We start from the raw sequence: 25,103 nt of genomic DNA, 5'->3' as shown, positions 1-25,103 counted from the left end.
AGGGGTGACATGCCAAGTGTCATCTTGCTCGGTTCACTCTTGATGAATACGCCTCAGCAAAACGCCGGCGCCTTCGTCGGTGAATACAACTTCGCCGGCTGGGACGCCAACCGCAAGATGAGTCAAGCGCACGGCGGGGAATTCGGCTTCTTCAACTGGAGTCCTGGATTTTACAACCTGAACCTCGACAGCTTCGAGGGGATTGACGGCGCCATCAACGACGCCGACGCGAAGCCAGTCATCGGAAACAATCTTTGATTCCAGTGGGACTTCGCGTACGGGCTATCACAGGTTCAAGGAGGAGATCACCATTCCTGCGCTCGTCTTCATCGGTGCCAACAACTCCATGACGCCACAGCAGAACGCGGGGACTTTCATCGGCCAGGTCAACAACGGCGGTTGGGATGCCAACATGAAGTTCCAGGCGGGCAAGAGCGGCAACTACGACGTTTTGAGCTACAACTTGCAGATCTGGAGCCTGCTTTTCGACAGCTTCGAGCTGATCGACGGCCAGGTCAACACCTTTGACCTGAAGCCCGATGTCGAAGGCAACGTGTGACGCGGCGATCAAGCGAGGGAGGCGATCCCCATTCCCGTGTTCATCCTGAGCGGCGTGCTCAACACCATGACGCCACAGCAGAACGCCGGCGTGTTCCTCGGACAGATCAACATCGGCGGCTGGGATGCCAACCAAAAATACGGCGCAGGCAAGGCGCTTGACGCGGGGCTGCTCAACGTGCTCGTCAGCAGCAACACACTCATTGATAGCTTTGAAATGATGGACGGGGTGATTCATGATCAGGATTTCAAGCTGAACTACGAGTGGAACTTCTGAGGATGCGGCATCCCGTCCCGAACTGGAGGTCGTGGCGTGCCTACGGTCATCGCGTTTCAAACGATTGTCAGCAACACGCCGCAGCAGAATTCGGGCATCTTCATCGGCGAGATCAACATCGGCGGCTGGGACGCGCACGTCAAGTCCAACACCGCCCAGGCCTCCGTCTCCGGCGCGCGCAACGCGTTTTTGCTGACGCGCAACCTGAACGTCGACAGCCACGAGCTGTTGGACGGCCTGATCTTTGATCAGGACTTCAAGCCCACGTGGGGCGTGCAGTGCTAAGCCATAGGGCCGCCCAAGTGGGCGGCCCTGGTTGGGTCCGTCACGCATTCAACAGCTTCAGGAATTCCCGCATGAACCCGGGGAGATCTGGCCAGGCGTGGCCGGAGACGAGGTTGCCTTCGACGTACAGCGTCTCGGAGGCGTACTTTGCCCCCATCGCCTCCACGCTCGGCTTGCAGGCGATATACGCGGTCATCGTGCGCCCTTGCAGTTTCTCGCGCACCACCTCGAGCACCTGCGCAGCATGGCAAATGGCCCCCACCGGCTTATGGGCATCAAAGAAGTGGCCCACGATGCGCGGCACGTGCTCGTTCAACCGAATGTATTCAGGCGCACGGCCGCCCGGCAAGATGAGCCCATCGAACTCCTCTGGGCGAACGTCCGCAAACGAGGTGTGTGCTTGAATTAAATACCCAGGTTTCTCCGTGTACGTGTCCCAGCCTGTGAAGTCGTGGACGACGGTGTTCAGCGCCTTCTTCGTCGGCGCGGCAATGACCGCATCCATCCCTTCCTCGAGGAGCCGATAATAAGGATAGTAGATCTCCAGCGCTTCGACCGCGTCTCCCGCCAAAATGAGGACTTTCTTGGTCATCCGCACATCCCTCTCCTCGTGCCGATTGAGCGCCGAACCCGGCGCCCATCTCCATTGTATGGGATTTCACAGTCCTCGTCCACGTTCCGTTTTCGACACCGTTCGACCCGGCTCACGCGCCTCCCGAGGCGCGTGCCACCCGCTCGGCGAAAGCGACGAGATCGATGGCCACTTGGCTGACCTCCTGCATCGCGGCAGCGAGCGCCTCCATCGCGGCACGCTGGGCCTCGGCCTCGCGGTCGACCCGTTCAATGGCTCCGTTCAGCGCCTCGAGCATCTCGACCATCTGGCGGGTGTTCTGCGCGATGACATCGGTCTGTTCCCGCGCGCCTTCCGCTAAGCGGCGGATCTCGCGGGCGATCACGGCGAATCCTCGCCCATATTCCCCTGCGCGCGAGGCCTCAATGGACGCATTCAGCCCGAGAATCCGGCTCGTATCGGCGATCTCCCGGACCTGATCCGACAGCGCACCGACGTCGCGCACCGCCCTCAGGACCGCGCGAGACTCGCGCGCGACGTCGCCCAAACCTGTCACGAGGACTTGCATGGACGCTGCCATCTCCTGCAGTGTCGCACCTGTCTGCTGAACGGACGATGACAACGTCGTCGCCAGCGCAAACAGGCGATGTTCGTCGTCCGAGCCGGCGTCACCGCCGAAATTCGAATCCACCGCCTCTTGTCCCGTGGCGGGGACGGTTGAACGGGTTTCCACCGACATCCCCCTCTGCAACAAGCTTCGCTTCGCTATTCGGTTCAACATCGGCCCGGCCGCTTCCTGCTCCCATCCTTCTGCCGGATCGAAAAAGGGCGCCCCACGGGCGCCCCCTGTCGAACACGCAGCGCGTCATTCCGCGTCTGCAAGCTGTGGATTTTCGCCTTCCGGGAAGTTGGGCTTCGGGAACCCGCTGCGCACGCCCCACGCGTAAAAGATGAGGGCGGAAACCGCAACCACGACCATATCCCAGCCATACGGCAGGACACCTGTGCCCCCGAACTTGCTGCTGCCGAGGCAAGACACAAGCGCCATCCACAACAGGTAGACGATGAGCCACAGTCCCCGGCGCAGATGCTCCGAAAAGCCGCGCCAGCCCGCCTTGGCCGTGTAGTAGAAGTAGACCGGCAGCCCAATCAAAATGACGATGATCACCTCGCCGGTCAGGGGCCACTGCGCCCAGTACAGAATGAGGGACGCAAACATGAACGCGATCGGCGCGATCACGGCCATGCCCGGGACGCGGACGGGGCGCTCGACGTGATCGCCCATCTTGCGAAAGGCCATGACCGCGATGGGGCCGGTCACGTACGAGATGAGGGTGGCTACGGAAATGACGCCGGACAGCTCGCCCCAGCCGCGGAACATGAGCATGAAGATGTAAGCAATGACGAGGTTGAGCCACATGGCCGCCCGCGGCACACCGTACTTCGGATGAATCCGGCCAAAGACCTTCGGGAAATAGCCGTTGGCCTCCATGCCGTGGACCATGCGGGCCGTGGTGGCCGTGTAGGTGATGCCCGTGCCCGACGGCGAGACAAACGCGTCAAGGAACAGAATGATGGCCAGCCAGTTCACATTGAGTGCAAGGGCGAGATCGGCGAATGGCGACTTGAGATTGATCGCGGCCCAGCCGTGGCCGAGAAGGCTTGCAGGCATCGAGCCGATGAATGCGGCCTGCAGGCAAAGATAGATGACGCCTGCGAGCAGCACCGAGCCAATCACCGCGAGCGGGACGTTGCGGCTTGGGTTGCGCGCTTCTCCGGCGAGGTTGATGGGGCTCTGGAAGCCGTTGAAGGCGAACACCACGCCAGATGTCGCGATGGCCGTGAGCACGCTCGCCCAGCCGTTCGGCGCAAAGCCGCCATACTGCGTGAAGTTGTGCGTGTCGAAGTGGGCGGCCACGAGCCCGATGACGGTCAGCGCAGGAATGATGAATTTAAATACGGTGATGGCCGTGTTGGCCCGCGCGAAGAGCTTGACCGTCCAATAATTCAGCAGGAAGTAAATGAAGACCAGGATGGCGGCGAGCAAGAGCCCTGGCGGTGTGAGCGTTTTATTGACGTACAAATGGTGGGTCCAGGCGGCCCAGTGCCACGGCCATGAGCTCATGTACTGAATGGACGCCTCGGCCTCGATGGGAATGACGGACGCGATGGCAATCCAGTTGGCCCAGCCGGACAAGAAGCCGACAAACGAGCCGTGAGAGTAGTGCGCGTAGCGCACCATGCCGCCGGATCGCGGGAACATGGGGCCCAGTTCCGCATAGGTGAGGCCGATGAGCAGGATGACGGCCATCCCGAGGATCCAGGCGACGATCGCGGCCGGACCCGCGACTTTCGCGGCTTTCCAAGCTCCGAACAACCAGCCGGAGCCGATGATCGAGCCGAGCCCGGTCATGGTGAGCGCGACGAGATGGATCTCCCGGCGCATGCCTTTGTCCATGAATGTCCTCCTTTGCGTGATCCGAGTGTGATGTGCCTGGCGCAGGCGCGAAGACGCCCGCGGAACTTGGCGTGATCGCTTTCATGTGCCCTTGCACGAGCTTGCGCTGTCCACCATACGCCCCATGATGCCGAATCAGAGCAGCGCTGTCAACAGAGATACTTATTGGAATTCTACAAGAATTCAATCCAGCCGACATTCTGCGTCAGTTCGCAACTTTTCTCTTCGCATCGGGCGTTTGCTAGGCGTCTCGGGCGTTTGCTAGGCGTCGACGATTGACCGCGCGCGGATTGCGGACATGAACGCGAGGCGCGGGACATATCGTGAAAGTGGGCAAAAGATCGAAAGCCCTTCAGCTCTCCAAAGAGGGTTGAATCTTCGTAAATCTCTTACTATGATAGAGTTGAAAACGGTTTCTAACCGTTTTCTGAATTCGTAAGGAGGGGACATCGGTGGCAGTTCAAGAAGTGAACGCAAGCGCTCTGCATCCAGATGTCGTCGAGTTTCTCAAGGGCCCCAAAGGGTTGTTTATTGACGGCGAATTCGTTCCCTCTCTTTCAGGAAAGACCTTTGCGTCCATCAACCCCGCAACGGAGGAAGTGCTGACGGAAGTCGCGGAAGCGGAAGCTCCCGACATCGACCGCGCCGTGAAAGCCGCACGCCAGGCCTTCGAGTCTGGACCTTGGTCGCGAATGAGCGCCGCGGATCGGTCTCGTCTTCTCTATCGACTGGCAGACCTGATGGAAGAACATAAACTGCAACTCGCGCAACTCGAGACGCTCGACAACGGCAAGCCCATCCGCGAGTCTCTGAATGCCGATCTGCCGCTCGCGATCGAACATATTCGCTACTACGCGGGTTGGCCGACGAAAGTCGTCGGGCAAACGATTCCGGTGGCAGGCAAATACTTTAACTACACGCGGCACGAGCCGGTTGGTGTGGTGGGTCAGATCATCCCGTGGAACTTCCCGCTCCTCATGGCGTGCTGGAAGATCGGTGCGGCGCTGGCCATGGGTTGCACGGTGGTTCTGAAACCGGCGGAACAGACGCCGCTCTCAGCACTCTACCTCGCGAAGCTGATCCAGGAGGCAGGATTCCCAGCCGGCGTGGTCAACGTCGTCCCCGGCTTTGGCGAGACGGCCGGGCAGGCGCTCGTCGAGCATCCCGACGTCAATAAGATTGCGTTTACCGGCTCCACGGAGGTCGGCAAGCTCATCATGCAGAACGCCGCCCGCACGCTGAAGCGCGTGACGCTCGAGCTCGGCGGCAAGTCGCCCAACATCATCCTGCCGGATGCGGATATGAAACGCGCGATCCCCGGTGCGTTCATGGGCATCATGTTCAATCAGGGCCAGGTCTGCTGTGCCGGATCGCGCCTGTTCGTGCAGAAGAAGGCGTACGACAATGTGGTGGCCGATCTGGTATCGCTCGCAAAAAACATCCGTCAGGGTCCGGGCCTGGAGCAGAGCACGGAGATGGGGCCCCTCGTGTCGGACGAACAAGAAAAGCGCGTGCTCGGCTACATTGAAAAGGGCATTGAGCAGGGCGCCGAGGTTCTCGTGGGCGGTGCCAAAGCGTCGGAGCGCGGCTACTTCGTGCAGCCGACCATCTTCGCCAACGTGCGCGACGATATGACCATCGCTCGGGAGGAAATCTTCGGCCCGGTGGTGGCGGCGATGCCGTTCGAAGACCTGGACGAGGTGATTGCACGGGCAAACGACACGGATTACGGCTTGGCCGCGGGCGTTTGGACGGAGAATATCCGCAATGCCCACTATATCGCGAGCAAACTGAAGGCCGGAACCGTCTGGGTGAATTGCTACAACGTCTTTGATGCGGCTGCACCGTTCGGCGGCTACAAGCAGTCCGGCATCGGGCGCGAAATGGGTTCGTATGCGCTCAACAACTACACCGAGGTCAAGGACGTGTGGATCAGCCTGAGCTAACTGGAACGCTTCGGGCCCGGCTCTATGCCGGGCCTATTTTTCTGCCTAAATCCAGACCTGTAGACGTTTGTAGACACCTGCGCGCTCGTCATCTCCTACGATGGAGAAAAGAAAAAGATTCGATTCGCGAGGAGGGTGCGCGGTGTCTCAACCCGGCATTCCGAACATTGACCCGACGATATCGGTCACCCGTGACGATGCCATCAACCTGTTGCTGTCGTCCATCGCCATGGAGGAGCTGGGGCTCGGCCACCTGACGAATGCAGAGGCTGAGAAAATTCAGTATGTCCTCGGCACGCTGGCTGGCGCCACGGGTACCCAACCGTCGCTTGACGACCTGCTGACGCTCAACCAATCCGTCAACACCACGCTGGATCACATCATTCGCAAGGAACTCATCTTGGACAGCAAGCTCAACAACGTCATGTCCCTGGCGAGCGCAGGGCCAAGTGGACCCACGGGACCCACGGGACCCACAGGTCCCACAGGTCCCACAGGTCCCACAGGTCCCACAGGTCCCACAGGTCCCACAGGTCCCACAGGTCCCACAGGACCGGCAGGTTCAAGCGCCATCATCCCCTATGCGTCTGGCCTGCCCGTGGCGCTGACGACGGTGGCCGGGGGCCTTGTCGGCACGACAAGCCTGGTCGGGTTCGGCAGTTCCGTGACCGGCGTCACCCTGTTGGGCTCGGGCCAAATTGACCTCACCGGTGCGGGCGGCACGCTGCTCAACTTTGCATTCTCCATGCCGCGCGACGGCACGATCACGTCGATCGTCGCCTACTTCAGCGCCACCGCCGCCCTGAATCTACTTGGCACGACGGTGACGATCACGGCGCAACTGTACGAGTCGACGACGCCGAACAACACCTTCACACCCATTTCCGGCGCCTCCGTGACGCTCACTCCGCTGACGGGAACCATCGCACTTGGCCAAATCGCGACTGGCAGTGCCACCGGGCTCGCCATTCCCGTCACCGCGGGCACGCGGCTGCTGCTCGTGTTCTCGGCCACCGCAAGCGGCTTGTCGCTCGTTCAGACCGTCGCGGGTTATGCGTCCGCCGGTGTCGCCATCAGCTGAGCCCTGGGCGCAGCCATCCACATCATCCCCACGCCCATCCGGCCTGTCCCGCAGCCCGGATGGAGACGCAGGCGGTCAGGCCAGCCACGATGGCCCTGACCGCCTCCGCGAGAGGGTCGAGCGCGATCGCGCGGATGCAGGCGCGCCCGGCGCGCACCCCAACGCAAGCTCTGGCGCTCGCCAGAGATGATGCGCCGGATCGCGCACTGGCGAACACATCGCCTTGCCATCCGACTGCCGCACATTCCGAGGCATTGCGAGGCCCGCTTCCGGTGTCGCAAGCGGCACGAGCGGCTCAACCGAGCGTCGCCACAACTCTTGGCGCAACCGAGCCCACGCCGCAGCCAGGTCCGCCGTCCCCGCCTCTTCAACCCGCAGCGCCACCATGGAGACCAGGCGGCTGATGGCCATCGCGCCGTCTTGTTGCCGTTCCACCGCGGTCTGCTCCCCCGCCTGCCGCGACCTGTCCAACAACGACTCGATCGCGGCGCACTCCCAGTGAAAGGCCTCCCCATGCGCGGCCAGCGCTGCGAGCCGCGCGTGCCGCGCTTGCGGCGCGCCCGAACCGAGGCGCCCCGGGTGGTGGCACATCGCCATGACCTGGCGGCGAATGCGTTGCAGCCCCTCGTGGTGATCCAGGGCCGCGCCGAGCGCATGCCGACCGCCCGATCGCGCCAAGAGCGCCACAAGGCGCGCCGACGCGACGTCCCACCGGCCGAGTTGTTCCACGATGGCATCGAGCGGGCTATCCTCGAGCTGTCGCGCCACGTGCTCTATTCCTCGGAACATTCGCATTCACCGGGGCCAGGCAACATCCGAAGCACAGCGTCCAGCTTCATCTGCAAAAGCAGTTCTTTCCGGATGATGGTGCGCAGCATGCGCTCGATCGCGTCATTCAAACCCATGAGATCGGCAAGGGACAGGCCAGGTTGGGCCATGGCCCTTTGCAGTTTTTCTCCCTCTGCATTCAGAATGTGCGCAAGGCCCATCTCCTCCATGGCGATGGAGGCGAGCAGAAGGTGCATGACCTGTTCCCGCGTTAACTCGATGTCGGGCCGAATGTCGGGGATATTGGGCATGGACACGACGCATTCCTCCCTCTGCACAGATGTATGCGGGCCACCGCCCAAGTGCGATTCAGGGCGCGGGCCGGATCGCACCGGGGCAAAGCCGCATAGCCTGAACCATCACCGGGACACCGGGAGGAATGCGTATGGCGACGTGGTCGTTATGCATGATTGTCCGCAATGAGGAAGAAGTGCTCGCGCGCTGCCTCGAATCGGTGGGCGATCTCGCCGACGAAATGATCGTGGTGGACACCGGATCGGAAGATCACACGGTCGAGATCGCCCGGTCGTTCGGCGCGCGCGTGGAGGAATTCGCTTGGTGCGACGACTTCAGCGCCGCCCGCAACTACGCGTTTCGCCTGGCAACATGCGCCTACATCCTGTGGCTCGACGCGGACGACGTGATTCGGCCGGAGGACATGGCCGCGTGGAAGGCGCTCAAGTCGGCCCTCCCGCCCGACGTCGATGCCGTGACGGCATGGTATCACCTCGCGTTTTACGGTGACCAACCGTCGTACAGCTCCCGCCTCATCCGGTTGGTGCGGCGCGCCGCAACCTTTTGCTGGCGCGGCCGAGTCCACGAGTACCTCGACGTGCGCGGCAACATCTTCCACGCGGAAACCTCCATCTGCCACCGCCCGATCCGCCACGACGCGTCGCGCAACCTGCGCATCTACGAGGCCCGCCTGCGCGCCGGCGACGTGTTCGATGCGCGCGACACGCTCTACTACGCCAACGAGCTGTTCGATCACGGCCGAATCACGGAAGCCATGACGCAGTACGAAGCCTTTCTGACCTTGCCGAACATTTGGAAAGAGGACGCCATCTTCGCCTGTTACCGTTTGTCGGATGCGCACCTCAAATTAGGGCGGCACGAGGAGGCGCGCAGGGCGGTGCTCAGATCCTTTTTGTACGACGCGCCTCGCTCCGAAGCGTGCTGCCGGCTCGGCCACGCCGCACTAGAACAGGGCGATCTCGCCGCGGCTTACGAGTGGTACCGCCTCGCCACCGTCTGCCGCCGCCCGCCCAGCTTCATGGGTTTCCTCAACCGCGCCTGCGAGACCTGGCTTCCGCACATCCAACTGTGCGTCATCTTGGCCCGACTCGGTCACTACCGCGCGGCCTATGAGGAAAACGAGCGGGCGGCCGCGTACCTTGGCCGTGAACATCCGATGATCCTGCGCAACCGGGCAGCGCTCGCACCCTTGATTTCACCACCCACCGAGGGCGAAACGGACGACTAGGTCCCAGGCTGCCCACGGTTCAGACGGCTCACACGGGCCGCAGGTGTTGCATGACAATGGCGGCCGACTGCGTGTTGGCGGGCCCCGGCGTGATCCATAGGTTTTGCTTCGTGGGCCAGCCGGTGTAGTGGCTGTCATTATACTCGTACCAGTACGCGCCGACGAGCAGTGGAATGACCGGCATCCGAATCGAAAACGGTTTCGAAACGGTAGACGATGTCCCCTATCCTTTGCCTCGGCTCCCCACCCCCATAAGAAACCGCTTACAAGCCCAACATACAACGATCCTTCCTCTTGCGCAAGCCCCATTTTCACAAGATTCACAAGAGGTTCTCTCCGCGGAACGCTCCCGTTGACACCACCGCCGCGCTCGTGTGTGATGAAGCTAGAGCGTTCACGTTCGGGAAACTGGGAGGTTACGCATGGAACTTGTCCAGCTTGAGTACTTTGTGGCCGTGGCGATGCACCAAAGCTTTCGGCGCGCCGCCGACGCCATTCGCGTGTCCCAGCCTGCCCTCTCCCGGTCCATCCAAAAGCTCGAGGGCGACCTTGGCGCGCCGCTCTTTGTGCGCACCGCGCAGGGCGTGCGGCTGACCCCGTACGGCGAGGCGTTTCTGCCGCACGCGCGTCAAGCCCTGGCCGAGGTGGCCACCGGGGTCCGCAAAGTCTCGGAGCTTGCTGGTCAAGAGCGCGGCACCCTCCAGGTTGGCCTCATCTACTCGCTCGGAACGCGCTTTCTTCCTGACATCATCCGGTCCTTCACCCGCTCGCATCCCGGTGTCACGGTCAGACTGTCGGAGGCGCCCACCCAAAAGCTGCTGCAACAGCTCGACCAAGGCGAGATCGACATCGCGTTCTGCACGCCGCAGCGCGCGCCGCACCTGAACTGCGTCGAAATTCTGCGCGAAGAACTCGTGGCCATCGTCCCGCCCGATCACGCCCTGGCACAGCGCGCCTCGTGTCGACTGACCGATCTCGCCCATGAGCCGTTTGTCGCCTACGCCCGGGAGAGCGGGATTCGGCACGTAATCGAGAAGTACTGTGCCGAAGCCGGTTTCGCCCCCCGCGTGGCGATGGAAGGGGTCGAGGACCTGACCGTCGCAGGACTCGTTGCCGCAGGCGTGGGCGTCGCCGTCGTGCCACTGAACCCGCAGCTGACGCAACTGCCCGTTCGCGCCCTGAAGCTTCAGGAGTCGTGCACCCGCTCGGTGTACATGGTGTGGCACGCGCACACGCCGCTCTCTCCCGTCGCCCGCGCGTTCATCTCGTTTGTGAAGCGCATGTGCCAGCCGTAAGGCCCGCGTTCGGCTCCCGCGGCTGGCGCGGGCCGCCCCTCGTTTCGCGCTTGTGCCCCAACCTGATACACTTCTCACTGGATGCGCCAACGACGGGAAGGGGACATGTCACATGGAAATTCGCCGCTTCGTCATTTCTCCCATTCAGTCCAACTGCTACGTCGTCGCGGAGTCGTGGGAGCGAGGCGCGCAGGCTGTCGTGATCGACCCAGGCGATCTGTCGCTGGACCCGGTGTTTTCGTTCATCGACGAGATGGGCCTGAAACTCGTCGCCAACTGGAACACGCACGGACACTTCGATCACGTCATCGGTGCGGACGTGTTGCGGGACCAGTATGGCGTGCCGTCTTTCCTGCATCCGGACGACCTCGTCACGTGGAACCGGGCGCCGCACTGGTACCAAACGTACCTCGCGGCCGAGGTGCCGGATCTGCGCCAACCGGATCAATGGATTTCCGACGGCGACAAGCTGAAGCTCGGCGACGAGACGTTCACCGTCTGGCACACCCCAGGGCATTCGCCAGGAAGCGTATGTCTTGTTGGAGAACGCGTGGCGTTTTCCGGCGACACGCTCTTCGCGGGGACCATCGGCCGCGTCGATCTCGAAGGCTCGGACCCGAACGCCATGCTGGCTTCGCTCAAGCGCATTCTCGCGTGGCCTGACCACCTCGAGATCTACCCGGGCCACGGGCCCGCGACGCGCATGGCGCATGAGCGGAGACACAACCGATTTTTGCTGGACGCGATGCGGGGATGACGATAGGGCGGGGCTCGTCGAGAGCCCCGCCCAGCTCGCCTCAACGGATGGGCACTTTCGCCTCAGGAGCTGCACCCGAGCGGATGTCGGGGGAAGGAATGCGGTCGAGATCGGTCAGCAAAAAGGCGTAGCTGAGGACGCCAATGATCAGAATGACGGCCGCGCAGAGGAACGCGTCCATGAACGATCCCGTCGCCTGCACGATGAAACCGGTTACAATTGGTGCAAGAATCCCCATGGCGTTGTTCCCGAACGTCAGAAATCCCGTCAACACCCCGACGGTGCCTTTCGGCGCGATGAAGGTCGGGATGCTCATGGCGATGGACGAGGTGCAAACCAGGGCGCCGAGCGCGATGGAGATGAAGAAGACGGCCCAACCCGGCGAATGCGTGTACGCCGCACCGATGACCGTGAGCCCCAGGAGCAGACACACCACGAGCACCGCTTTGCGTACCCGGAGTGGATCCCGGCCCCGCTTCACCAGCCAGTCGATGAAGAAGCCCGCGACGAACAGTTCAGAGGCGAAACCCACCAACCAAGGGATGGCGGCAAACCAGCCGGTCTTGAGTACCGACATGTGCATCTGATTCTCCAAGTAGCCCGGCAACCAAGACAAGAACAGCCAGAAGGAGTACGCGTACGCCGCAAACCCGATGAACACGCCCCACACCTTGCGGTAGCGCAACAGATGGCCGAGATTGCGCCACAAACCGCCTTCCGCCTGACCCTCTTCCTGCGATCCGCCCTCTTCGATGTAGGCGAGCTCTTCCTGGGACAGCCGCCGGTCCTCGCGCGGATCGCGATACATCGCCCAGTAGACGAACACGTACACGATGCTCAGAATTCCCGTGGCGATGAAGCCGCCGCGCCAGCTCCATTCCGTGATGGCGAAGGCCAAAAGCGGGGCGCCGATGGCGCTCGCGAGCTTCGACTCCGCATCATAGAGCGAGACGGCGCGGGCGCGCTCCGCAACCGGGAACCAATAGCCGACCGACTTCACAGCTGCCGGGAAGTACGGCGCCTCGCCGATGCCCAACAGCACGCGCCCCAAGAGGAGCAAGCCCTGACCGGTGGCCGCCGCCGTGACAAAACACGCGATGGACCAAAGCACCATGCCCAAGCGGATGACCCACTTCACGCCGATTTTGTCGAGCATGGCCCCGACCGGAATCTGCAGCAAGGCATAGGACCAGCTGAAGGCAGAAAGGACGATGCCCATCTGCCCAGCCGTCAGGTGAAACGTCCCCTCGATCGGCTTTGTGGCCATGGAGGTCGCCGATCGGTCGAGATAGTTGACGATCACGCCCACAGCGATCAATACGCCGATCCACCAACGCCGATGTTTCACGCCATCTCCTCCTCTTTCGTACTCATCATGCAGACCGAGCTCGTGCCTCTTCGAGCGATCGCAACAGCGCCGACCAGCCGCGCTGGCCGAAGTACTCCAAGGACACAAAGCCCTGATACCCGCGGGCGGTGATCTCGCGCAGCACGCGGTCATTGTCGACGTCGCCGGACGGATCGAACGCCGAGACGGGCATGCTCTGATACCACGCCTGGTGGTTCCAGTGGTAGTTCTTGCAGTGCACGTGCCGAACCGCAGGATACACGCCCCGCAACACCTGCAGCGGATCGATGTGGTCCGGATGAAAGTTTGCAGCATCAAAGATCAGGCCGAGATCGCCCGGAACCGAGTCGAGCAGGTTGCGGAGACTGTCGAGGGAATCGGCGAACGTCTGGTAGTGCGTCTCGACGAGAAGGTCCACGCCCTCCTGCCGCGCCAAGTCACGCGCGGCACACAGCGCCTCGAGCGACTCGTCCCACAGTTCTGGACTTGCGGCGCGCGATGGCAGATGGCCGAAGAAGGTCCGGAGGGCGGGCGCGCCCAGCGCAGCGGCCCACTCGCTGAAGCGGCGGACGTCGGCGAGATCGACGTCGCGATCGCGCGGGCTGCGCGAGAAGTACGTGTATCCGCTGATGACGGGCACCTGCAGCCCTTCGTCGCGAAGCGCCGCAGCAAGGTCTTCGAGCGCCCGGACTCCGGCGTCCGCAAACGGCCGCAAATGCCCCACCCACAGCTCCAAGCCCTGAACGGGCACACCGGCGCCCCGCCACGCGCGAACGAGCTTCAGAATGTCGGACAGGGATCGGTCCTTCATGCCCGTGGTGCATATGCTCCACTTCACGGCGATCCGCCCCCTTCAAACGAAATGATCGCCTTGCCGGGCTTGCCCGACAGCGCATGGTGGTAAGCCTCATCATACGCTTCGAGCGGCCACACGCCCGCGCACAGCTGGTCGAGCGAAGCGCGCAGGGCGGCGTCCTCGGTCAGGCGAGTGAGCGCCTCGACGAAGTCTTGCCGCACGTAGATGATGGAACCAAAGAGCGACGCCTCCTTGCGGACAAACTGCTGCATCGGCAGCGTGGCCTCCTCGGCGAGACCGAGCGCGACGACGGAACCGCCAGGCTGCACGCACCGAACGGCCGTGGCGATGGCATCCGGCGCGCCGGCCGCCTCGATGACCGTCGCGTAGTGATCGGGAGGAAGCTCAGAGGCAAGCGCCGTCTTCACCCCCGGCAGCAGTGCCTGGACAAAGGCCAGCCGATCGTCGCGCACGTCAGCAGCTGTCACACGCGCGCCGAGCGACCGGGCGAGCATCGCGCAGAAGGCTCCCTCGGTGCCGCTTCCCAAGACCAGCACTTCGTCGCCCGCCCCAATCGGGGCCCGATGCACCGCGTGCCACGCCACCGCGAACGGCTCCACCATCGCGGCTTGGACGTTTGACACCTCATCCGGGACGGGCACCACGTATTTGGCCTCCAACACCCAGTCTTCGGCAAAACCGCCAGGCGCGTTGATCCCGATGGACGCCTTTCGCTCGCAGATGTTCGTCTGCCCGCGCCGACAAGGACCGCACTCGCCGCAGTACGTGTTTGGGATGATCACGACGCGATCGCCAGGCGCCACCTCGACGCCCGCGCCGACCTCGACCACGCGGGCCACGAGTTCATGCCCAGGGCGGACGGGATAGCTCGCGTGCCGCAGGTGGCCGTGATACACCTTTGCGTCCGATCCACAGATGCCGCCCATGATGGTGCGCAAGCGCACCTCGCCGGCTGCGGGCGATCCCGCCGCGTCTGCCTCGGTGAGCCGCAAGCGCGAAGGCGCTTCCATCACAAGTTGTCGCATGCGCGTTCACCTCGATCTCGCTTCCACTTCCCCGGCCGGGTTGATTTGAATGTACCATCGCAGCGGATGATGGCGCCAATACCATTGTTGCGGCGACGCGATGCACATCGGTTATCACAGGTGCGTAAGAAACGCCCCTGCGGCGGGGCGTGCGAAGCCGCAGGGGCAAGTGGGAACGGATAGGACGGTTGATGGATCAGTGACGAATCAGGTAATCGAATGCGCCGAGCGCGGCGGTCGCGCCGGAACCCATCGAGATGATGATCTGCTTGTACGGCACATTCGTGCAGTCTCCAGCCGCGAACACGCCTTCGACGCTCGTCTGGCCGCGGCTGTCGACGACGATCTCGCCAAACCGCGTCTTCTCCACGAAATCGCCGAGCCACTCCGTGTTGGGCACGAGGCCAATTTGCACGAAGACACCTTCGAGATCGATCTGATGCTCTTCGCCCGTGGCGCGATCGGCATATCGAATGCCCGTCACCCGCTCGCTGCCGAGAATCTCCTTCGTCTCGACATTCGTCAGCACGGTGACGTTGGGCAGGCTGAAGAGCCGCTTTTGCAGGATCTCGTCCGCTTTGAGCTGCGGCAGGAATTCGAGCACGGTGACGTGCGAAGCCAGTCCGGCCAGGTCAATGGCCGCCTCGATGCCGGAATTGCCGCCCCCGATGACGGCCACCCTTTTGCCTTGGAAGAGCGGCCCGTCGCAGTGCGGGCAATACGCCACGCCCTTCGTCTGCAGCTCCTTCTCGCCCGGCACGCCGATGTTCCTCCACCGCGCGCCCGTGGCGATAATGACGGCCTTGGCCTTCAACGTGGCTCCGCTCTCGAGATCGACCTCGATGAGATCGCCCTTCCGCAATTGTTTCGCGCGTTGAGATTTGATAATGTCGATATTGTAGTGACGGACATGTTCCTCAAGTTGAGCGGCGAAGGAAGGGCCTTCGGTGTACTTCACGCTGATGAAGTTCTCGATGCCGAGCGTGTCGTTCACCTGGCCTCCGAAGCGGTCCACCACGATACCGGTTCGGATGCCCTTGCGGGCCGCGTAGATGGCCGCACTCGCGCCCGCGGGGCCGCCGCCAACCACCAGGACATCGTACGGATCCCGCGCGTTCAGATCGGAGACATCCACCTGGCTGCCGAGCTTCGCGAGGATGTCCTCGACGGACATGCGCCCGCTCTCGAAAAACTCCCCATTCAGGTACACCGTCGGAACGGCCATCACGTTCTTTTCTTCCACTTCCGCCTTGAATACGGCGCCGTCAATCATCGTGTGGCGAACATTCGGATGGAGGACGCTCATCAGATTGAGCGCCTGGACCACGTCCGGGCAGTTGTGGCAGCTCAGGCTGACGTAGGTCTCGAACTCGTACGTCCCCTCGAGGCTCTGAATCTGACGAATGACCGACTCGTCGACTTTCGGGGGCCTACCGCTGACCTGCAGAAGCGCCAGGACGAGCGAAGTGAACTCGTGTCCAAGCGGCGCGCCCGCAAACACGATGCCCGTGTCCTCGCCCGGCCGGTTCAGACTGAAACTCGGCCGCCGAGGAAGATCCGCCTCTTCCACGTGAATCTTGGACGACATGGATTGAAGTTCGCGGACGAGCTCCATCATGTCACGGGAGGCGTCGTCGGATCCGGGCGCAACCCGGATCACGACGTCGCCTTCCATGAGCTCGAGATACTGTTTCAGTTGTGCGCGAATGTCATCGTCGAGCACCATGGTCAGGCGTGCACCTCCTCAGATCTTGCCGACGAGATCGAGGCTCGGCTTGAGCGTCTGCTCGCCTTCCTTCCACTTCGCCGGGCAGACCTCGCCAGGGTGATTGCGCACGTACTGCGCCGCCTTCACCTTGGGAATGAGGGTTGAGGCGTCGCGCCCGATGCCGTCCGCGGTGATCTCGATGGCCTGGATGACGCCGTCTGGATCAATGAGGAACGTGGCGCGCTCTGCGACACCTTGGTCCTCGATCAGCACGTCAAAGTTGCGGGAAATCTCGTGCGTCGCATCGCTAATCATCGTGTAGGTGATCTTCTGAATGGCGGGCGAGACGTCATGCCACGCCTTGTGCACGAAATGGGTGTCCGTGGAGACCGAGTACACTTCCACGCCGAGCTTCTTCAGCTCCTCATAGTGGTCCTGGAGATCCTCCAACTCAGTCGGGCACACAAACGAGAAGTCAGCCGGGTAGAAGCAGAGAATGCTCCATTTCCCCAACAGATCTTGATCCGTCACCTCAACAAACTCTCCGTTGCGGAACGCCATGGCCTTAAACGGTTGAATCTTCTTGCCGACGAGAGACATGCTGATGAAACCCTCCTTCGTACAATAGGAATGTGACTATCTATGTCCTCCGCCGGAGGCGGCTCGGACCGACGCGTAAGTCCTTCAGCTCTTTGGAGAACGAGAACTTTGCAGAACGAGAACGTTGAATTATAATCAACTCGTAACGAGTTGTTCTTTAGAATCGTTCTCATCTACGTCGCATTATAAAAAAACGTCCGGGCATTGTCAAAGCCCCTGGAGCTCAAACGAGAACGCAGGAAAGGAGGGGGTGACATGCAGGCGCACAAGGATGCGGTTCAACTGCTTAAGGAAGCGGGCCTGCGCGTGACCCCGCAGCGAGAGGCCATTTTGACGTTTCTATTGGAATACGACGGCCACGCGACTGTGGACGATATTTATTCTTCCCTGCAAAGCCGCTTTCCTAGCATGAGCGTGTCGACCGTGTACAATACCGTGAAGCAACTGTCCCAGGTCGGGCTCGTCAAGGAAATCGGCGTCGGTGACGGCGCGAGCCGCTTTGACATGAATGTGGAGCCTCATCATCATCTGATTTGCGTTCGTTGTGGGGCCCTGTATGACTTTTATCTCGAGGAGCCCATTCGCCTGTCCGTGCCTCCGGAGGCACAGGGCTTTGAGATTGAGGACTATCATGTCGAGGTGCGAGGCGTCTGTCCCAAGTGCAAAGAGCAAAAACCTTCGTGAGAACGCGGGCCCGACGCCAGAGGGTGGCGCCCTTTGACCGCACGCCGGGCGCCACTCTCCCGGTGCCTTACGGCTCACGCGGCGCAGGCCTCTTGTCCCACCGGTCTGCGCGGTCACGCGCAAGTCCGCGGACGCGCCGTTTATTTGTTCACGCGCCGTTTCCGCTCGTTTCCCCCGCTCGACACGACGCCATACGCCGATTCATTGACTCCCCGCCGCACGTGTTGGATAATATCCCAGGCTGTACACATCTGTCATGCGATTGCCACGAAGGCCTTTGTCGTGGTAACCCAGGTTGCATCTCACAGATAGGACGCCCGTCCATCGGTTTGCACCGCTCACGCCCCGTACCTTCGACAAATTCCCTCGGCCGGCCGCAACGCATGACATCACGAACGAGGGAGGTTGATGCATCGCGTGACACCCATCATGACGTCCACCCCATCCACTCGACCGGCGCGCGGGTGGAGCATCCGTGCCAAACTCATCACCCTGTGCTTCGCGCTCGTCCTGATCCCAAGCCTATTCATCGGTTTCGCATCCTTCTTCGCGACGCAAAACCACGTCCGAGACCAACTCAATCAAGATGTTGAGACCAGCATCGGAATCTTTAATCGCGACGTCTCTACCTTTGTCGCGGATCGCGAATCTGCGGTGCAGCACGTGGCACAACAGGTAGCCTCCGCATCCGGTGATACCGAGGTCGTATCGGCGCTCGAAGAAGCCAAGCAAGACTACGGCGATTTCCTGCACGTCTACGTCGGAACCAGCACGGGAAGCTTTACCGTCGAACCGCCCGCCCAGCTGCCGAAGGGCTACGACCCGCGGAAACGGCCTTGGTACCAAGCGGCGATGGCGGCCTCGAAACCGGTTATCACAGCGCCCTACGTCGACGCCATCACGCACAAACTGACGTTTACCGTGGCGGATCGGCTCCCCGATGGGAAGGGCGTGGTGGGCGCCGATATCACGCTGGACACGTTCGATCACATGGTCAACACCATCGGGCTCGGCACCGCAGGCTATTTAGGTCTCGTAGATGGACAATTTCACGCCATTGCCCTGCATGGCATTGCCCCCGGCACGGAGCTCAAGGTGGCGGCCATGCGTGAAATCTATCAGCACACGTCGGGTGCGTTCACCCTGCCCCTGAAGGGCGCCACGTACCACGTGATCTACACCACGAATCCGCTCACGGGCTGGAAAGTGTTCGGCATCGTGCCGACGTCGACGTATTTCAGCGCTGTGCGGCCCATTCTCGTCACGACGCTCATCGTCACCCTCGTCGCCTTGCTGGCGAGCGCCGTAGGTATTTGGTTCATCGTCCGCAGTATCACGGTGCCGCTTGCGCAACTCGTCCGGTTTGCGGAGCGCGTGGGCCAAGGCCATCTGAACGCCGACTTACACGTGCGGTCGCGCGACGAACTCGGCCAACTTGCTCACGCCTTTCGGAAGATGGTGGCATCCTTGAGGGATATGATCCGCGGTGTGGAATCTCACGCTGAACAGGTCGCCGCGTCGTCCCAAGAGCTGACGGCAAGCGGAGAGGAAAATACGCGTGCGACTGAACAGATTGCCGAGATCGTCCAGCACATCGCTGCGCGCGTCGAGCAGCAGGCCGAACGCGCGAAGGAGGACCGCGCGCGGCTCGACACCATCGCCGAGGATGTGGAGTCCGTCGCACAGAGCGCTGGCCATGCGGTTTTGACCGCGCAGACCGCCGTCCGAGAGGCCAGAGAAGGCGCCGCCACGGCGGAGCAAGCCGTGCGCCAGATGCAAACGGTGGGTCATGCCGTCAGAAATCTCGCCTCATCCATTGGCGATCTCACGCAAGACTCGGACAATATCCAAGAGATTGTGGAATTGATCCAATCGATCTCGTCCCAAACCCATCTACTAGCCTTGAACGCGGCGATTGAGGCTGCGCGCGCAGGCGATGCCGGTCGCGGCTTCGCGGTCGTAGCCGCCGAGGTCCGCAAACTGGCCGATCAGTCGGCGCGGTCCGCAAAAGAGATTCAGGAGCTCATCCGTTCCATGCAGACGCGGATGCAGGAAGTCTCGGCGTCCATGGCGGCAAGTGAAGCCGAAGTGGCTCGAGGAGCAGACGTCGTGAATCAGGCGGGTCAGCTGTTCGCGAGCATTCAGACGGGCATTCAGTCCGTCGCAGGCGAAATCGAATCTGTCGAGGCTTCGGCTCGGCGCATGTCCGCAAACGCCGCGTCGCTGCGCGCGTTTTTAGCAGAGATCGAATCGTTCATGGCGCAAACGTCGTCCGACATGCAAAACGTCTCGGCGGCCACGGAAGAGCAGTTGGCCACGATGGAAGAAATCGCTGCATCCGCAGAGGCTCTGGCCGGCTTGGCCGAGGAGATGCAGGAATCCCTGCGTCAGTTCAAGTTGGAGTCCGATAAGCGAGTCTAGGCCTTGGCTTCCCAAGGTGTCAGCTTGTCAAGCTTAGGCGACAGGCTGACGCCTTGCTTTTCACAAGGACGGCCACGGATGCGCGTCACAGCGCCGCGCCCCACAGCCGTGTGCAAGCTTCCGCACCAAGACACGAATGGGTCTTGGGATTGTCGAGCATGCAGGAATCCCATATACTGAAAAGAGAGAAGGATGCCCATGCCGAAACAAGATACGCTCATGAAGGCGCTCACCCGTTCCCTATCAGGGGGTGCCCTAGATGTGTTGGGTGTGCATGGAGTGGAGCTTGAAGAGCCGCTGTCGACGGAACTCCCGGTGAATACACTGCGCGTGGACCGCGTGTGGAAAATGAAGAACCAAGACTTATTTCATCTTGAATTTCAAACCAAACGTGAATCGACGTTGCACCGCTTTTTGGAGTATGACGCTCGCCTGGCCAATGAACACCGGGCGCGGATTCGCACAGTTGTGCTCTACCACGCAAACGTCGCGAACGCGCCCTCAGATCTTGACATCGGAGCGGCGTATTACCGCGTTGAAAACGTGTTTTTGCGAAATCTTGATGGTGACCAAGCACTGGCCGACGTTGCGAACCACCTCCGTCACGGCACATGGGAACCGAGCGATCGTATCCGATTGGGCCTCGCGCTCAACATGCGATTGGTGGATCAGAACCGAGCTTTCGATCGCGTCCGCGAACTGATTCCGCAAGTACCGGACGAGGCGGAACGTGATCTGGTTGTAAGTGCCATTCTTGTGCTTGGTGATCAAGGCCTCACGGAGGAACAACGGGCTGTCCTTCGAAAGGAGCTGAGACGCGTGTCCAAGTTGGCTGAAGAGCTTTACGAAGAAGGGCGCATGGAGGGACGCGTGGAAGAACGCGTGCAAATCGCGTTCAATCTCTTGCGCAAGGGATTGTCACTCGAAGATATCGCGGATACCACGAAGCTATCCAAGCAGGAAATAGAGGATCTCGCTCGCAAACTTACGAATTGAACCTAGGCCTGCCGAGGCGTAAAGGCTTCGGCAGGCCCGCGGTGAGCCACTGTAGGGAAGCCGCGTGGGAACAGCGGATTAGCTTTTGTGCGCAACACGCACACTTATCGACGTATTAGACCCGCGAACACCTGGGCGTGGGGGCACTTTACAAAGTTAAGCAGCATTCACGGATCCCACTGCCTTAGGAAAGAGCGTAATACACGCAAAAAATTGTCTTTATCCTCCCAAAAGGCTAAATGTGAACTATTCTCGAACACATGAAACTCCACGGGTCCGGAAAGTCCTGACGCCAACCTCGACATATATGAGGGCCTTGCCTCATCGTACCTGCCACAAACGACGAGGGCCGGAACCTGAATCTCGCGTACGCGCGTTTCTACCGACCAATCCTTCAAAACACCATCCACGGGGCCAAATTCTGCGGGTCCCCACATGTGCATGTACACTTCAACGCTCATCTTCTCCAAAGACCGACTTACAACGTCAGGCCATGGACGTAATCTGCAGAAGTGGCGAAAATAGAACTCCTGTACCGCCTTTTGATAAATCGGGTGACGATAATCTTGTAGCTCTTCATATGCGCGAAGGACTCCGTCGATATCCGGAGGAAGTTGTGCGCGTAGCTCTGCGCAACCTAAGACAAAATCGCGAGCACTGGCAGGTGAGCTGCAAATCGTTAAAGAGGCCAGTGTTGGTTGAAAATCCAGCGTATATTGGAGGGCCAACCACCCACCCCACGAATGCCCAAAAAGATGAAACTGCTCTAGACCTAAAGCTTGTCGAACAAGTTCAAGCTCACTTGTAAACCACGAGACATCAAGTACGGAAACATCAGGAACATGGTCGGATAGACCGCAGGCAAGCTGATCATAAAAAATTACGGGCCGTTCGTCAGATAGTTCCGCCAGTGGTTCCAGATAGTCGTGTGGCATGCCTGGACCGCCATGTAAACATACAATTGGAATGCCCTTAGCGTGTTCTCCAAAGACCCAATATGCAACTTTTCGGCCTTGAACGTGAATGTATTGGACTGAAGCCATTCGTCATTTCCCCTTACTCCAATGAATCTTTTGAGAAGCCGTATTCATCTTTCAGCCACGTTTCCACCTTCTGTACTGTGTTTTTTTCAAACAGGAGAACAAGCACTCCTAATCCTATCCACATCACAACAATATACGGGAACAAGTTAGATGGGTACGCTGGGATTGGATAGACGTTCGCATAGAGCGTGTACACGAGCGCAAGGATAGATATGAGTGGAAGTACGAGCGCTGCAATTCCATCCTTTTTCCTACGAGCAAAGAAGATATATCCTGTATTCGTGGATATATACGCCAGTAGCAAAGACAGAACTCCTAGAGATCCTAAATCACCAAAGACCGTGATACCTGGCAATTGTCTTAACAGAATAAGTTGGAGAAGCCCCATCACCCCGACAGCGGAAAGAGCAATATATGGAGAACCATACCGAGGATGTGTGGTACCAAAGGTGCCTAACAAGAGTCTACTTTTGCCCAATGAATACAACAAGCGTGAAGCGGTAGTGGCTGTACCGAGCGCGGACGAAAATGCCGACAGAGTCGCACCTAGCATAAGGACTGCTGCAAATGTGCGCGAGATATACTGTTCTGCGAGCAAGCCTAGGGGGGCTGACGACTGTGCGAAAGTGCGCACACCACTAGGATTCAATCCAAACCCAATTGTTTGGGTGTAAGTCGAAAGAATATAAAAACCACCCGTGAGAAAAATGGCGGCCCCAATTGCTAACGGGATAGCCTTCGTCGCGTCCCGAGTCTCTTCTCCAAGACTTGATGCACCTTCAAATCCAGCAAAAGACAGAAATGCGAAAACCGATGCAAAGGCTACCGATGACAACGAAGTGTGCTTCAATGTGAAAGGAAGTAGGCTTAAGTGGTGACTCGCGCCTCCCCGCAATAGAATTGCTATGCTGAGAATGAGAATGAGCATAATAGAAATACCTTCAAAAACCAACATGACACGCGCTCCAAGTCGAACGTCGAAAAATGCAAGCAACAAAAGCAAAAGCAGCGTCACAACGGCAGGTATGAGCCAGCCCACATTTAGACGGATAATTGCGAAGAATGACTGCAAAAAAGCGCCGACTTCTGCGCTAGATGCAGCCGTAAAGACCAAATAGGCGAAGAGCAGCGCCCACCCTGAGAGAAAGCCGGCACGAGGCCCCAATGACATAGCTGTGAAAGCATAGACCGACCCGCTGCTGGAGACGAATCGGTTAAATCGAATAAACGAGTAGGACACCATACCGATAACAATCATGGCCAAGAAGAATGTGAGTGGAACCGCTGTGCCAGCAATACTAGCGACCAAAGCACCGTTAAGAGCCATGGCTGCGGTCGGAGCCATGATGGCTACTGAAATAGCCATGGCTTCGAGCGTCGTAATTTCGCCTTTCTTTAGTGCCGTCATTTGCGTCCTCCCTGCCTGCTGTTCATAAGTCAAGAAGGTCGCTCGCAACTCGCAGTAGACATCGGTATGAAAGCGCGCTGCGCTACGGCTCATAGCGCAGCGCCACCCCTTCCTCACGCCGCGCGGTTCGTGTTTGCCTGATACCACCGCTTCACGCCGTACAACACCAAGAGCACCGCGACGCTGACCAGGCTCAGCACGAGCTGCGACAAATCACCCGGTTGAAAGGCCATGGCCACAATGACGGCGGTCATGGCCGCGATGCACACGTACGTCAAGAAGGGGAACAACCACATGCGCACCTTCAGTTCCTCACCCTCGCGCTCCATCCGCCGCCGCATCGCCAGCTCCGAACACGCAATGAGCAGGTAGATGAAGAGCCCAACGGCACCGGACGAGTTCAGCAGAAACAGAAACACGTGCTGCGGCGACACGTAGTCCATAATGATGGACAGGTAGCCGACGATGGTGCAAAACAGGATTGCCCGAGCGGGCACACCGCGGCGATTGGTTTGCAGCAACCCCTTCGGCGCATTGCCCTGGTAAGCGAGCGCGAACAGCATGCGCGAAGCCGTGTAGAGTCCCGAATTCAAGCAGGACAATACGGCCGTGATCACGACGATGTTCATGGCCGCCGCTACGCCCGGAATATGCAGCATGCTGAGTGCACTCACGTAAGGACTCGTGAGAGCCTTGCTGTCGTTCCACGGTATCATGGTAACGATAAGGAAAATGGACAGGACGTAAAAGACCAGCACTCGCCAGATGACCGAGTTCGTCGCGCGCGCCACGGCCTTCGCGGGTTCCTTGGACTCAGCCGCGGCAATGGTGACAATTTCCGAACCAAAGAAAGAGAAGATGAGCGTGGTCACGTCTGCAAACAATGCCCCGACGCCTCGCGGAGCAAATCCGCCATGTGACACGAGATTGGAGAAGTTCAGATGCGCGCCCGGCCAAAGCCCGAGCACAAACAGGCCCGCCAAAACAATGAACACGACGATCGCGGCGACTTTAATGAAAGCAAACCAATACTCAAATTCGCCGTAGGATCGCACGGACAACAGGTTCGACAGCGTGAGAAGCAAAAGCAGAACGAGGGAAAGCACCCAGAGCGGCACACCGGGCAACAGCCAGTTGTGCAGCGTCAACGCGCCGGCGGTTGCCTCCACAGCGACGACGATGACCCAGAAATACCAGTACAGCCATCCAATCAGAAATCCCGCCCACTCGCCGAGCGCCATACGCCCGTACTCGGCAAAGGACCCGACGGCGGGTCTGGCGGTCGCCATTTCCCCCAGCATGCGCATAATGAGGATGACCAGACACCCCGCGCGCGCGTACGAAGCCACCGCTGCCGGTCCCGCGGACTGGATCACCGCGCCGCTCCCGACGAACAGGCCGGCGCCGATCACGCCGCCGAGCGAGATCATGGTCATATGGCGCATGCGGAGCCCTTGGCGAAGCGAGGCCCGCTCCTGCCCAAACTTCGCTTCCACCTTCGATCCCATCAGCAT

Annotated in this window: 25 protein-coding genes and 1 pseudogene; 12 read left to right on the top strand and 14 right to left on the bottom strand. The window is 60.4% G+C overall.

The window, feature by feature from the left end; translation table 11 throughout:
• Positions 1-9 precede the first annotated feature (9 nt).
• Genes BW934_RS00770 through BW934_RS00755 form a run of 4 tightly spaced genes read left to right on the top strand, consistent with a single transcriptional unit; the run spans position 10 to position 1,120 of the window.
• Positions 10-258: a hypothetical protein gene (locus tag BW934_RS00770; protein WP_076344089.1), complete on the top strand. Its 249-nt coding sequence runs from the start codon at positions 10-12 to the stop codon at positions 256-258.
• Entirely contained in the window at positions 203-559 is a 357-nt protein-coding gene (locus BW934_RS00765; protein WP_234969434.1) for a hypothetical protein, read from the top strand. Before BW934_RS00770 ends, BW934_RS00765 begins: the two co-directional genes overlap by 56 nt.
• A 36-nt stretch (positions 560-595) precedes the next feature.
• Entirely contained in the window at positions 596-835 is a 240-nt protein-coding gene (locus BW934_RS00760; protein ID WP_407639939.1) for a hypothetical protein, read from the top strand.
• 36 nt (positions 836-871) lie between these two features.
• Positions 872-1,120, top strand: a complete 249-nt coding sequence (locus BW934_RS00755; RefSeq protein WP_076344085.1) for a hypothetical protein — start codon at positions 872-874, stop codon at positions 1,118-1,120.
• 40 nt (positions 1,121-1,160) lie between these two features.
• On the opposite strand, the gene BW934_RS00750 is transcribed toward BW934_RS00755, so the two are convergent.
• The 3 genes from BW934_RS00750 to BW934_RS00740 all read right to left on the bottom strand — a co-directional run bounded on the left by BW934_RS00750 (position 1,161) and on the right by BW934_RS00740 (position 4,149).
• Entirely contained in the window at positions 1,161-1,712 is a 552-nt protein-coding gene (locus BW934_RS00750) for a DJ-1/PfpI family protein (protein ID WP_076344083.1), read from the bottom strand.
• Positions 1,713-1,824: 112 nt separating this feature from the next.
• The gene (locus BW934_RS00745; protein WP_234969433.1) at positions 1,825-2,424 is read right to left on the bottom strand and encodes a methyl-accepting chemotaxis protein; all 600 of its coding nucleotides are present in this window, start codon (positions 2,422-2,424) and stop codon (positions 1,825-1,827) included.
• A gap of 132 nt (positions 2,425-2,556) precedes the next feature.
• Positions 2,557-4,149 (bottom strand): APC family permease, encoded by a 1,593-nt coding sequence (locus BW934_RS00740; protein ID WP_076344081.1) that lies wholly within the window; start codon positions 4,147-4,149, stop codon positions 2,557-2,559.
• A gap of 452 nt (positions 4,150-4,601) precedes the next feature.
• Between BW934_RS00740 and BW934_RS00735 the strand changes: the two genes are divergently transcribed.
• The gene (locus BW934_RS00735; protein WP_076344079.1) at positions 4,602-6,095 is read left to right on the top strand and encodes an aldehyde dehydrogenase family protein; all 1,494 of its coding nucleotides are present in this window, start codon (positions 4,602-4,604) and stop codon (positions 6,093-6,095) included.
• 142 nt (positions 6,096-6,237) lie between these two features.
• Positions 6,238-7,176 (top strand): exosporium glycoprotein BclB-related protein, encoded by a 939-nt coding sequence (locus BW934_RS00730; protein ID WP_076344077.1) that lies wholly within the window; start codon positions 6,238-6,240, stop codon positions 7,174-7,176.
• A gap of 75 nt (positions 7,177-7,251) precedes the next feature.
• Here BW934_RS00730 and BW934_RS00725 read toward each other — a convergent pair whose 3' ends face one another.
• Entirely contained in the window at positions 7,252-7,944 is a 693-nt protein-coding gene (locus tag BW934_RS00725) for a hypothetical protein (protein WP_076344075.1), read from the bottom strand.
• Positions 7,945-7,949: 5 nt separating this feature from the next.
• Positions 7,950-8,255 (bottom strand): alpha-helical endospore appendage domain-containing protein, encoded by a 306-nt coding sequence (locus BW934_RS00720; protein ID WP_234969477.1) that lies wholly within the window; start codon positions 8,253-8,255, stop codon positions 7,950-7,952.
• A 134-nt stretch (positions 8,256-8,389) separates the two neighbouring features.
• On the opposite strand from BW934_RS00720, the gene BW934_RS00715 reads away from it, so the two are divergent.
• Positions 8,390-9,487 (top strand): glycosyltransferase family 2 protein, encoded by a 1,098-nt coding sequence (locus BW934_RS00715; protein WP_076344071.1) that lies wholly within the window; start codon positions 8,390-8,392, stop codon positions 9,485-9,487.
• Positions 9,488-9,515: 28 nt separating this feature from the next.
• On the opposite strand, the pseudogene BW934_RS00710 reads toward BW934_RS00715, so the two are convergent.
• Positions 9,516-9,674: pseudogene (locus BW934_RS00710) on the bottom strand (ABC transporter substrate-binding protein); the annotation flags it as partial.
• Between the two features lie 235 nt (positions 9,675-9,909).
• On the opposite strand from BW934_RS00710, the gene BW934_RS00705 reads away from it, so the two are divergent.
• Together BW934_RS00705 and BW934_RS00700 are read left to right on the top strand one after the other, a co-directional pair.
• Complete coding sequence (locus BW934_RS00705) at positions 9,910-10,782, top strand: LysR family transcriptional regulator (RefSeq protein ID WP_076344069.1); 873 nt, start codon at positions 9,910-9,912, stop codon at positions 10,780-10,782.
• Between the two features lie 112 nt (positions 10,783-10,894).
• The gene (locus tag BW934_RS00700; protein ID WP_076344067.1) at positions 10,895-11,539 is read left to right on the top strand and encodes an MBL fold metallo-hydrolase; all 645 of its coding nucleotides are present in this window, start codon (positions 10,895-10,897) and stop codon (positions 11,537-11,539) included.
• Between the two features lie 40 nt (positions 11,540-11,579).
• Here the strand turns inward: BW934_RS00700 and BW934_RS00695 are convergent, their stop codons facing one another.
• From BW934_RS00695 to ahpC, 5 genes are all read right to left on the bottom strand, one after another.
• Entirely contained in the window at positions 11,580-12,887 is a 1,308-nt protein-coding gene (locus tag BW934_RS00695; protein ID WP_076344065.1) for an MFS transporter, read from the bottom strand.
• 25 nt (positions 12,888-12,912) lie between these two features.
• A complete protein-coding gene (locus BW934_RS00690; RefSeq protein WP_076344063.1) occupies positions 12,913-13,725 on the bottom strand; it encodes a sugar phosphate isomerase/epimerase family protein in 813 nt (270 codons plus the stop codon).
• Positions 13,722-14,729 (bottom strand): zinc-dependent alcohol dehydrogenase, encoded by a 1,008-nt coding sequence (locus BW934_RS00685; protein ID WP_076344061.1) that lies wholly within the window; start codon positions 14,727-14,729, stop codon positions 13,722-13,724. Before BW934_RS00685 ends, BW934_RS00690 begins: the two co-directional genes overlap by 4 nt.
• Positions 14,730-14,925: 196 nt before the next feature.
• A complete protein-coding gene (gene ahpF, locus BW934_RS00680; protein WP_076344059.1) occupies positions 14,926-16,455 on the bottom strand; it encodes an alkyl hydroperoxide reductase subunit F in 1,530 nt (509 codons plus the stop codon).
• An 18-nt stretch (positions 16,456-16,473) separates the two neighbouring features.
• Complete coding sequence (gene ahpC, locus BW934_RS00675; RefSeq protein WP_076344057.1) at positions 16,474-17,037, bottom strand: alkyl hydroperoxide reductase subunit C; 564 nt, start codon at positions 17,035-17,037, stop codon at positions 16,474-16,476.
• 255 nt (positions 17,038-17,292) lie between these two features.
• Between ahpC and BW934_RS00670 the strand changes: the two genes are divergently transcribed.
• From BW934_RS00670 to BW934_RS00660, 3 genes are all read left to right on the top strand, one after another.
• Positions 17,293-17,721 carry a Fur family transcriptional regulator gene (locus BW934_RS00670; protein ID WP_076344055.1) on the top strand — a complete coding sequence of 143 codons (429 nt, stop codon included), beginning with the start codon at positions 17,293-17,295 and terminating at the stop codon, positions 17,719-17,721.
• A 408-nt stretch (positions 17,722-18,129) separates the two neighbouring features.
• On the top strand, positions 18,130-20,142 hold the full coding sequence (locus tag BW934_RS00665; RefSeq protein ID WP_076344053.1) for a methyl-accepting chemotaxis protein: 2,013 nt from the start codon (positions 18,130-18,132) through the stop codon (positions 20,140-20,142).
• A 219-nt stretch (positions 20,143-20,361) separates the two neighbouring features.
• Entirely contained in the window at positions 20,362-21,138 is a 777-nt protein-coding gene (locus tag BW934_RS00660) for an RpnC/YadD family protein (RefSeq protein WP_234969431.1), read from the top strand.
• 167 nt (positions 21,139-21,305) lie between these two features.
• Here the strand turns inward: BW934_RS00660 and BW934_RS00655 are convergent, their stop codons facing one another.
• From BW934_RS00655 to BW934_RS00645, 3 genes are read right to left on the bottom strand one after another with little or no spacing between them, the layout of a single operon-like run.
• Positions 21,306-22,181 carry a proline iminopeptidase-family hydrolase gene (locus tag BW934_RS00655; RefSeq protein ID WP_076344051.1) on the bottom strand — a complete coding sequence of 292 codons (876 nt, stop codon included), beginning with the start codon at positions 22,179-22,181 and terminating at the stop codon, positions 21,306-21,308.
• A gap of 13 nt (positions 22,182-22,194) precedes the next feature.
• Complete coding sequence (locus BW934_RS00650; protein WP_084182379.1) at positions 22,195-23,682, bottom strand: APC family permease; 1,488 nt, start codon at positions 23,680-23,682, stop codon at positions 22,195-22,197.
• Positions 23,683-23,702: 20 nt separating this feature from the next.
• The gene (locus BW934_RS00645; RefSeq protein ID WP_076344049.1) at positions 23,703-25,097 is read right to left on the bottom strand and encodes an amino acid permease; all 1,395 of its coding nucleotides are present in this window, start codon (positions 25,095-25,097) and stop codon (positions 23,703-23,705) included.
• Between the last annotated feature and the right edge of the window lie 6 nt (positions 25,098-25,103).

It is taken from the genome of Alicyclobacillus vulcanalis (assembly GCF_900156755.1).
GTDB lineage: Bacteria > Bacillota > Bacilli > Alicyclobacillales > Alicyclobacillaceae > Alicyclobacillus > Alicyclobacillus vulcanalis.
The sequence above is the reverse complement of the archived record's forward strand: the minus strand, read 5'-3'. Positions and strand labels throughout refer to the sequence as shown.

Coding starts and splice junctions, on each gene's coding strand:
- BW934_RS00770 (WP_076344089.1), top strand. CDS start 10: ATGCCAAGTGTCATCTTGCTCGGTTCACTCTTGATGAATACGCCTCAG.
- BW934_RS00750 (WP_076344083.1), bottom strand. CDS start 1,712: ATGACCAAGAAAGTCCTCATTTTGGCGGGAGACGCGGTCGAAGCGCTG.
- BW934_RS00740 (WP_076344081.1), bottom strand. CDS start 4,149: ATGGACAAAGGCATGCGCCGGGAGATCCATCTCGTCGCGCTCACCATG.
- BW934_RS00720 (WP_234969477.1), bottom strand. CDS start 8,255: ATGCCCAATATCCCCGACATTCGGCCCGACATCGAGTTAACGCGGGAA.
- BW934_RS00715 (WP_076344071.1), top strand. CDS start 8,390: ATGGCGACGTGGTCGTTATGCATGATTGTCCGCAATGAGGAAGAAGTG.
- BW934_RS00705 (WP_076344069.1), top strand. CDS start 9,910: ATGGAACTTGTCCAGCTTGAGTACTTTGTGGCCGTGGCGATGCACCAA.
- BW934_RS00700 (WP_076344067.1), top strand. CDS start 10,895: ATGGAAATTCGCCGCTTCGTCATTTCTCCCATTCAGTCCAACTGCTAC.
- BW934_RS00685 (WP_076344061.1), bottom strand. CDS start 14,729: ATGCGACAACTTGTGATGGAAGCGCCTTCGCGCTTGCGGCTCACCGAG.
- ahpF (WP_076344059.1), bottom strand. CDS start 16,455: ATGGTGCTCGACGATGACATTCGCGCACAACTGAAACAGTATCTCGAG.
- ahpC (WP_076344057.1), bottom strand. CDS start 17,037: ATGTCTCTCGTCGGCAAGAAGATTCAACCGTTTAAGGCCATGGCGTTC.
- BW934_RS00670 (WP_076344055.1), top strand. CDS start 17,293: ATGCAGGCGCACAAGGATGCGGTTCAACTGCTTAAGGAAGCGGGCCTG.
- BW934_RS00665 (WP_076344053.1), top strand. CDS start 18,130: ATGCATCGCGTGACACCCATCATGACGTCCACCCCATCCACTCGACCG.
- BW934_RS00660 (WP_234969431.1), top strand. CDS start 20,362: ATGAAGGCGCTCACCCGTTCCCTATCAGGGGGTGCCCTAGATGTGTTG.
- BW934_RS00655 (WP_076344051.1), bottom strand. CDS start 22,181: ATGGCTTCAGTCCAATACATTCACGTTCAAGGCCGAAAAGTTGCATAT.
- BW934_RS00650 (WP_084182379.1), bottom strand. CDS start 23,682: ATGAGCCGTAGCGCAGCGCGCTTTCATACCGATGTCTACTGCGAGTTG.
- BW934_RS00645 (WP_076344049.1), bottom strand. CDS start 25,097: ATGGGATCGAAGGTGGAAGCGAAGTTTGGGCAGGAGCGGGCCTCGCTT.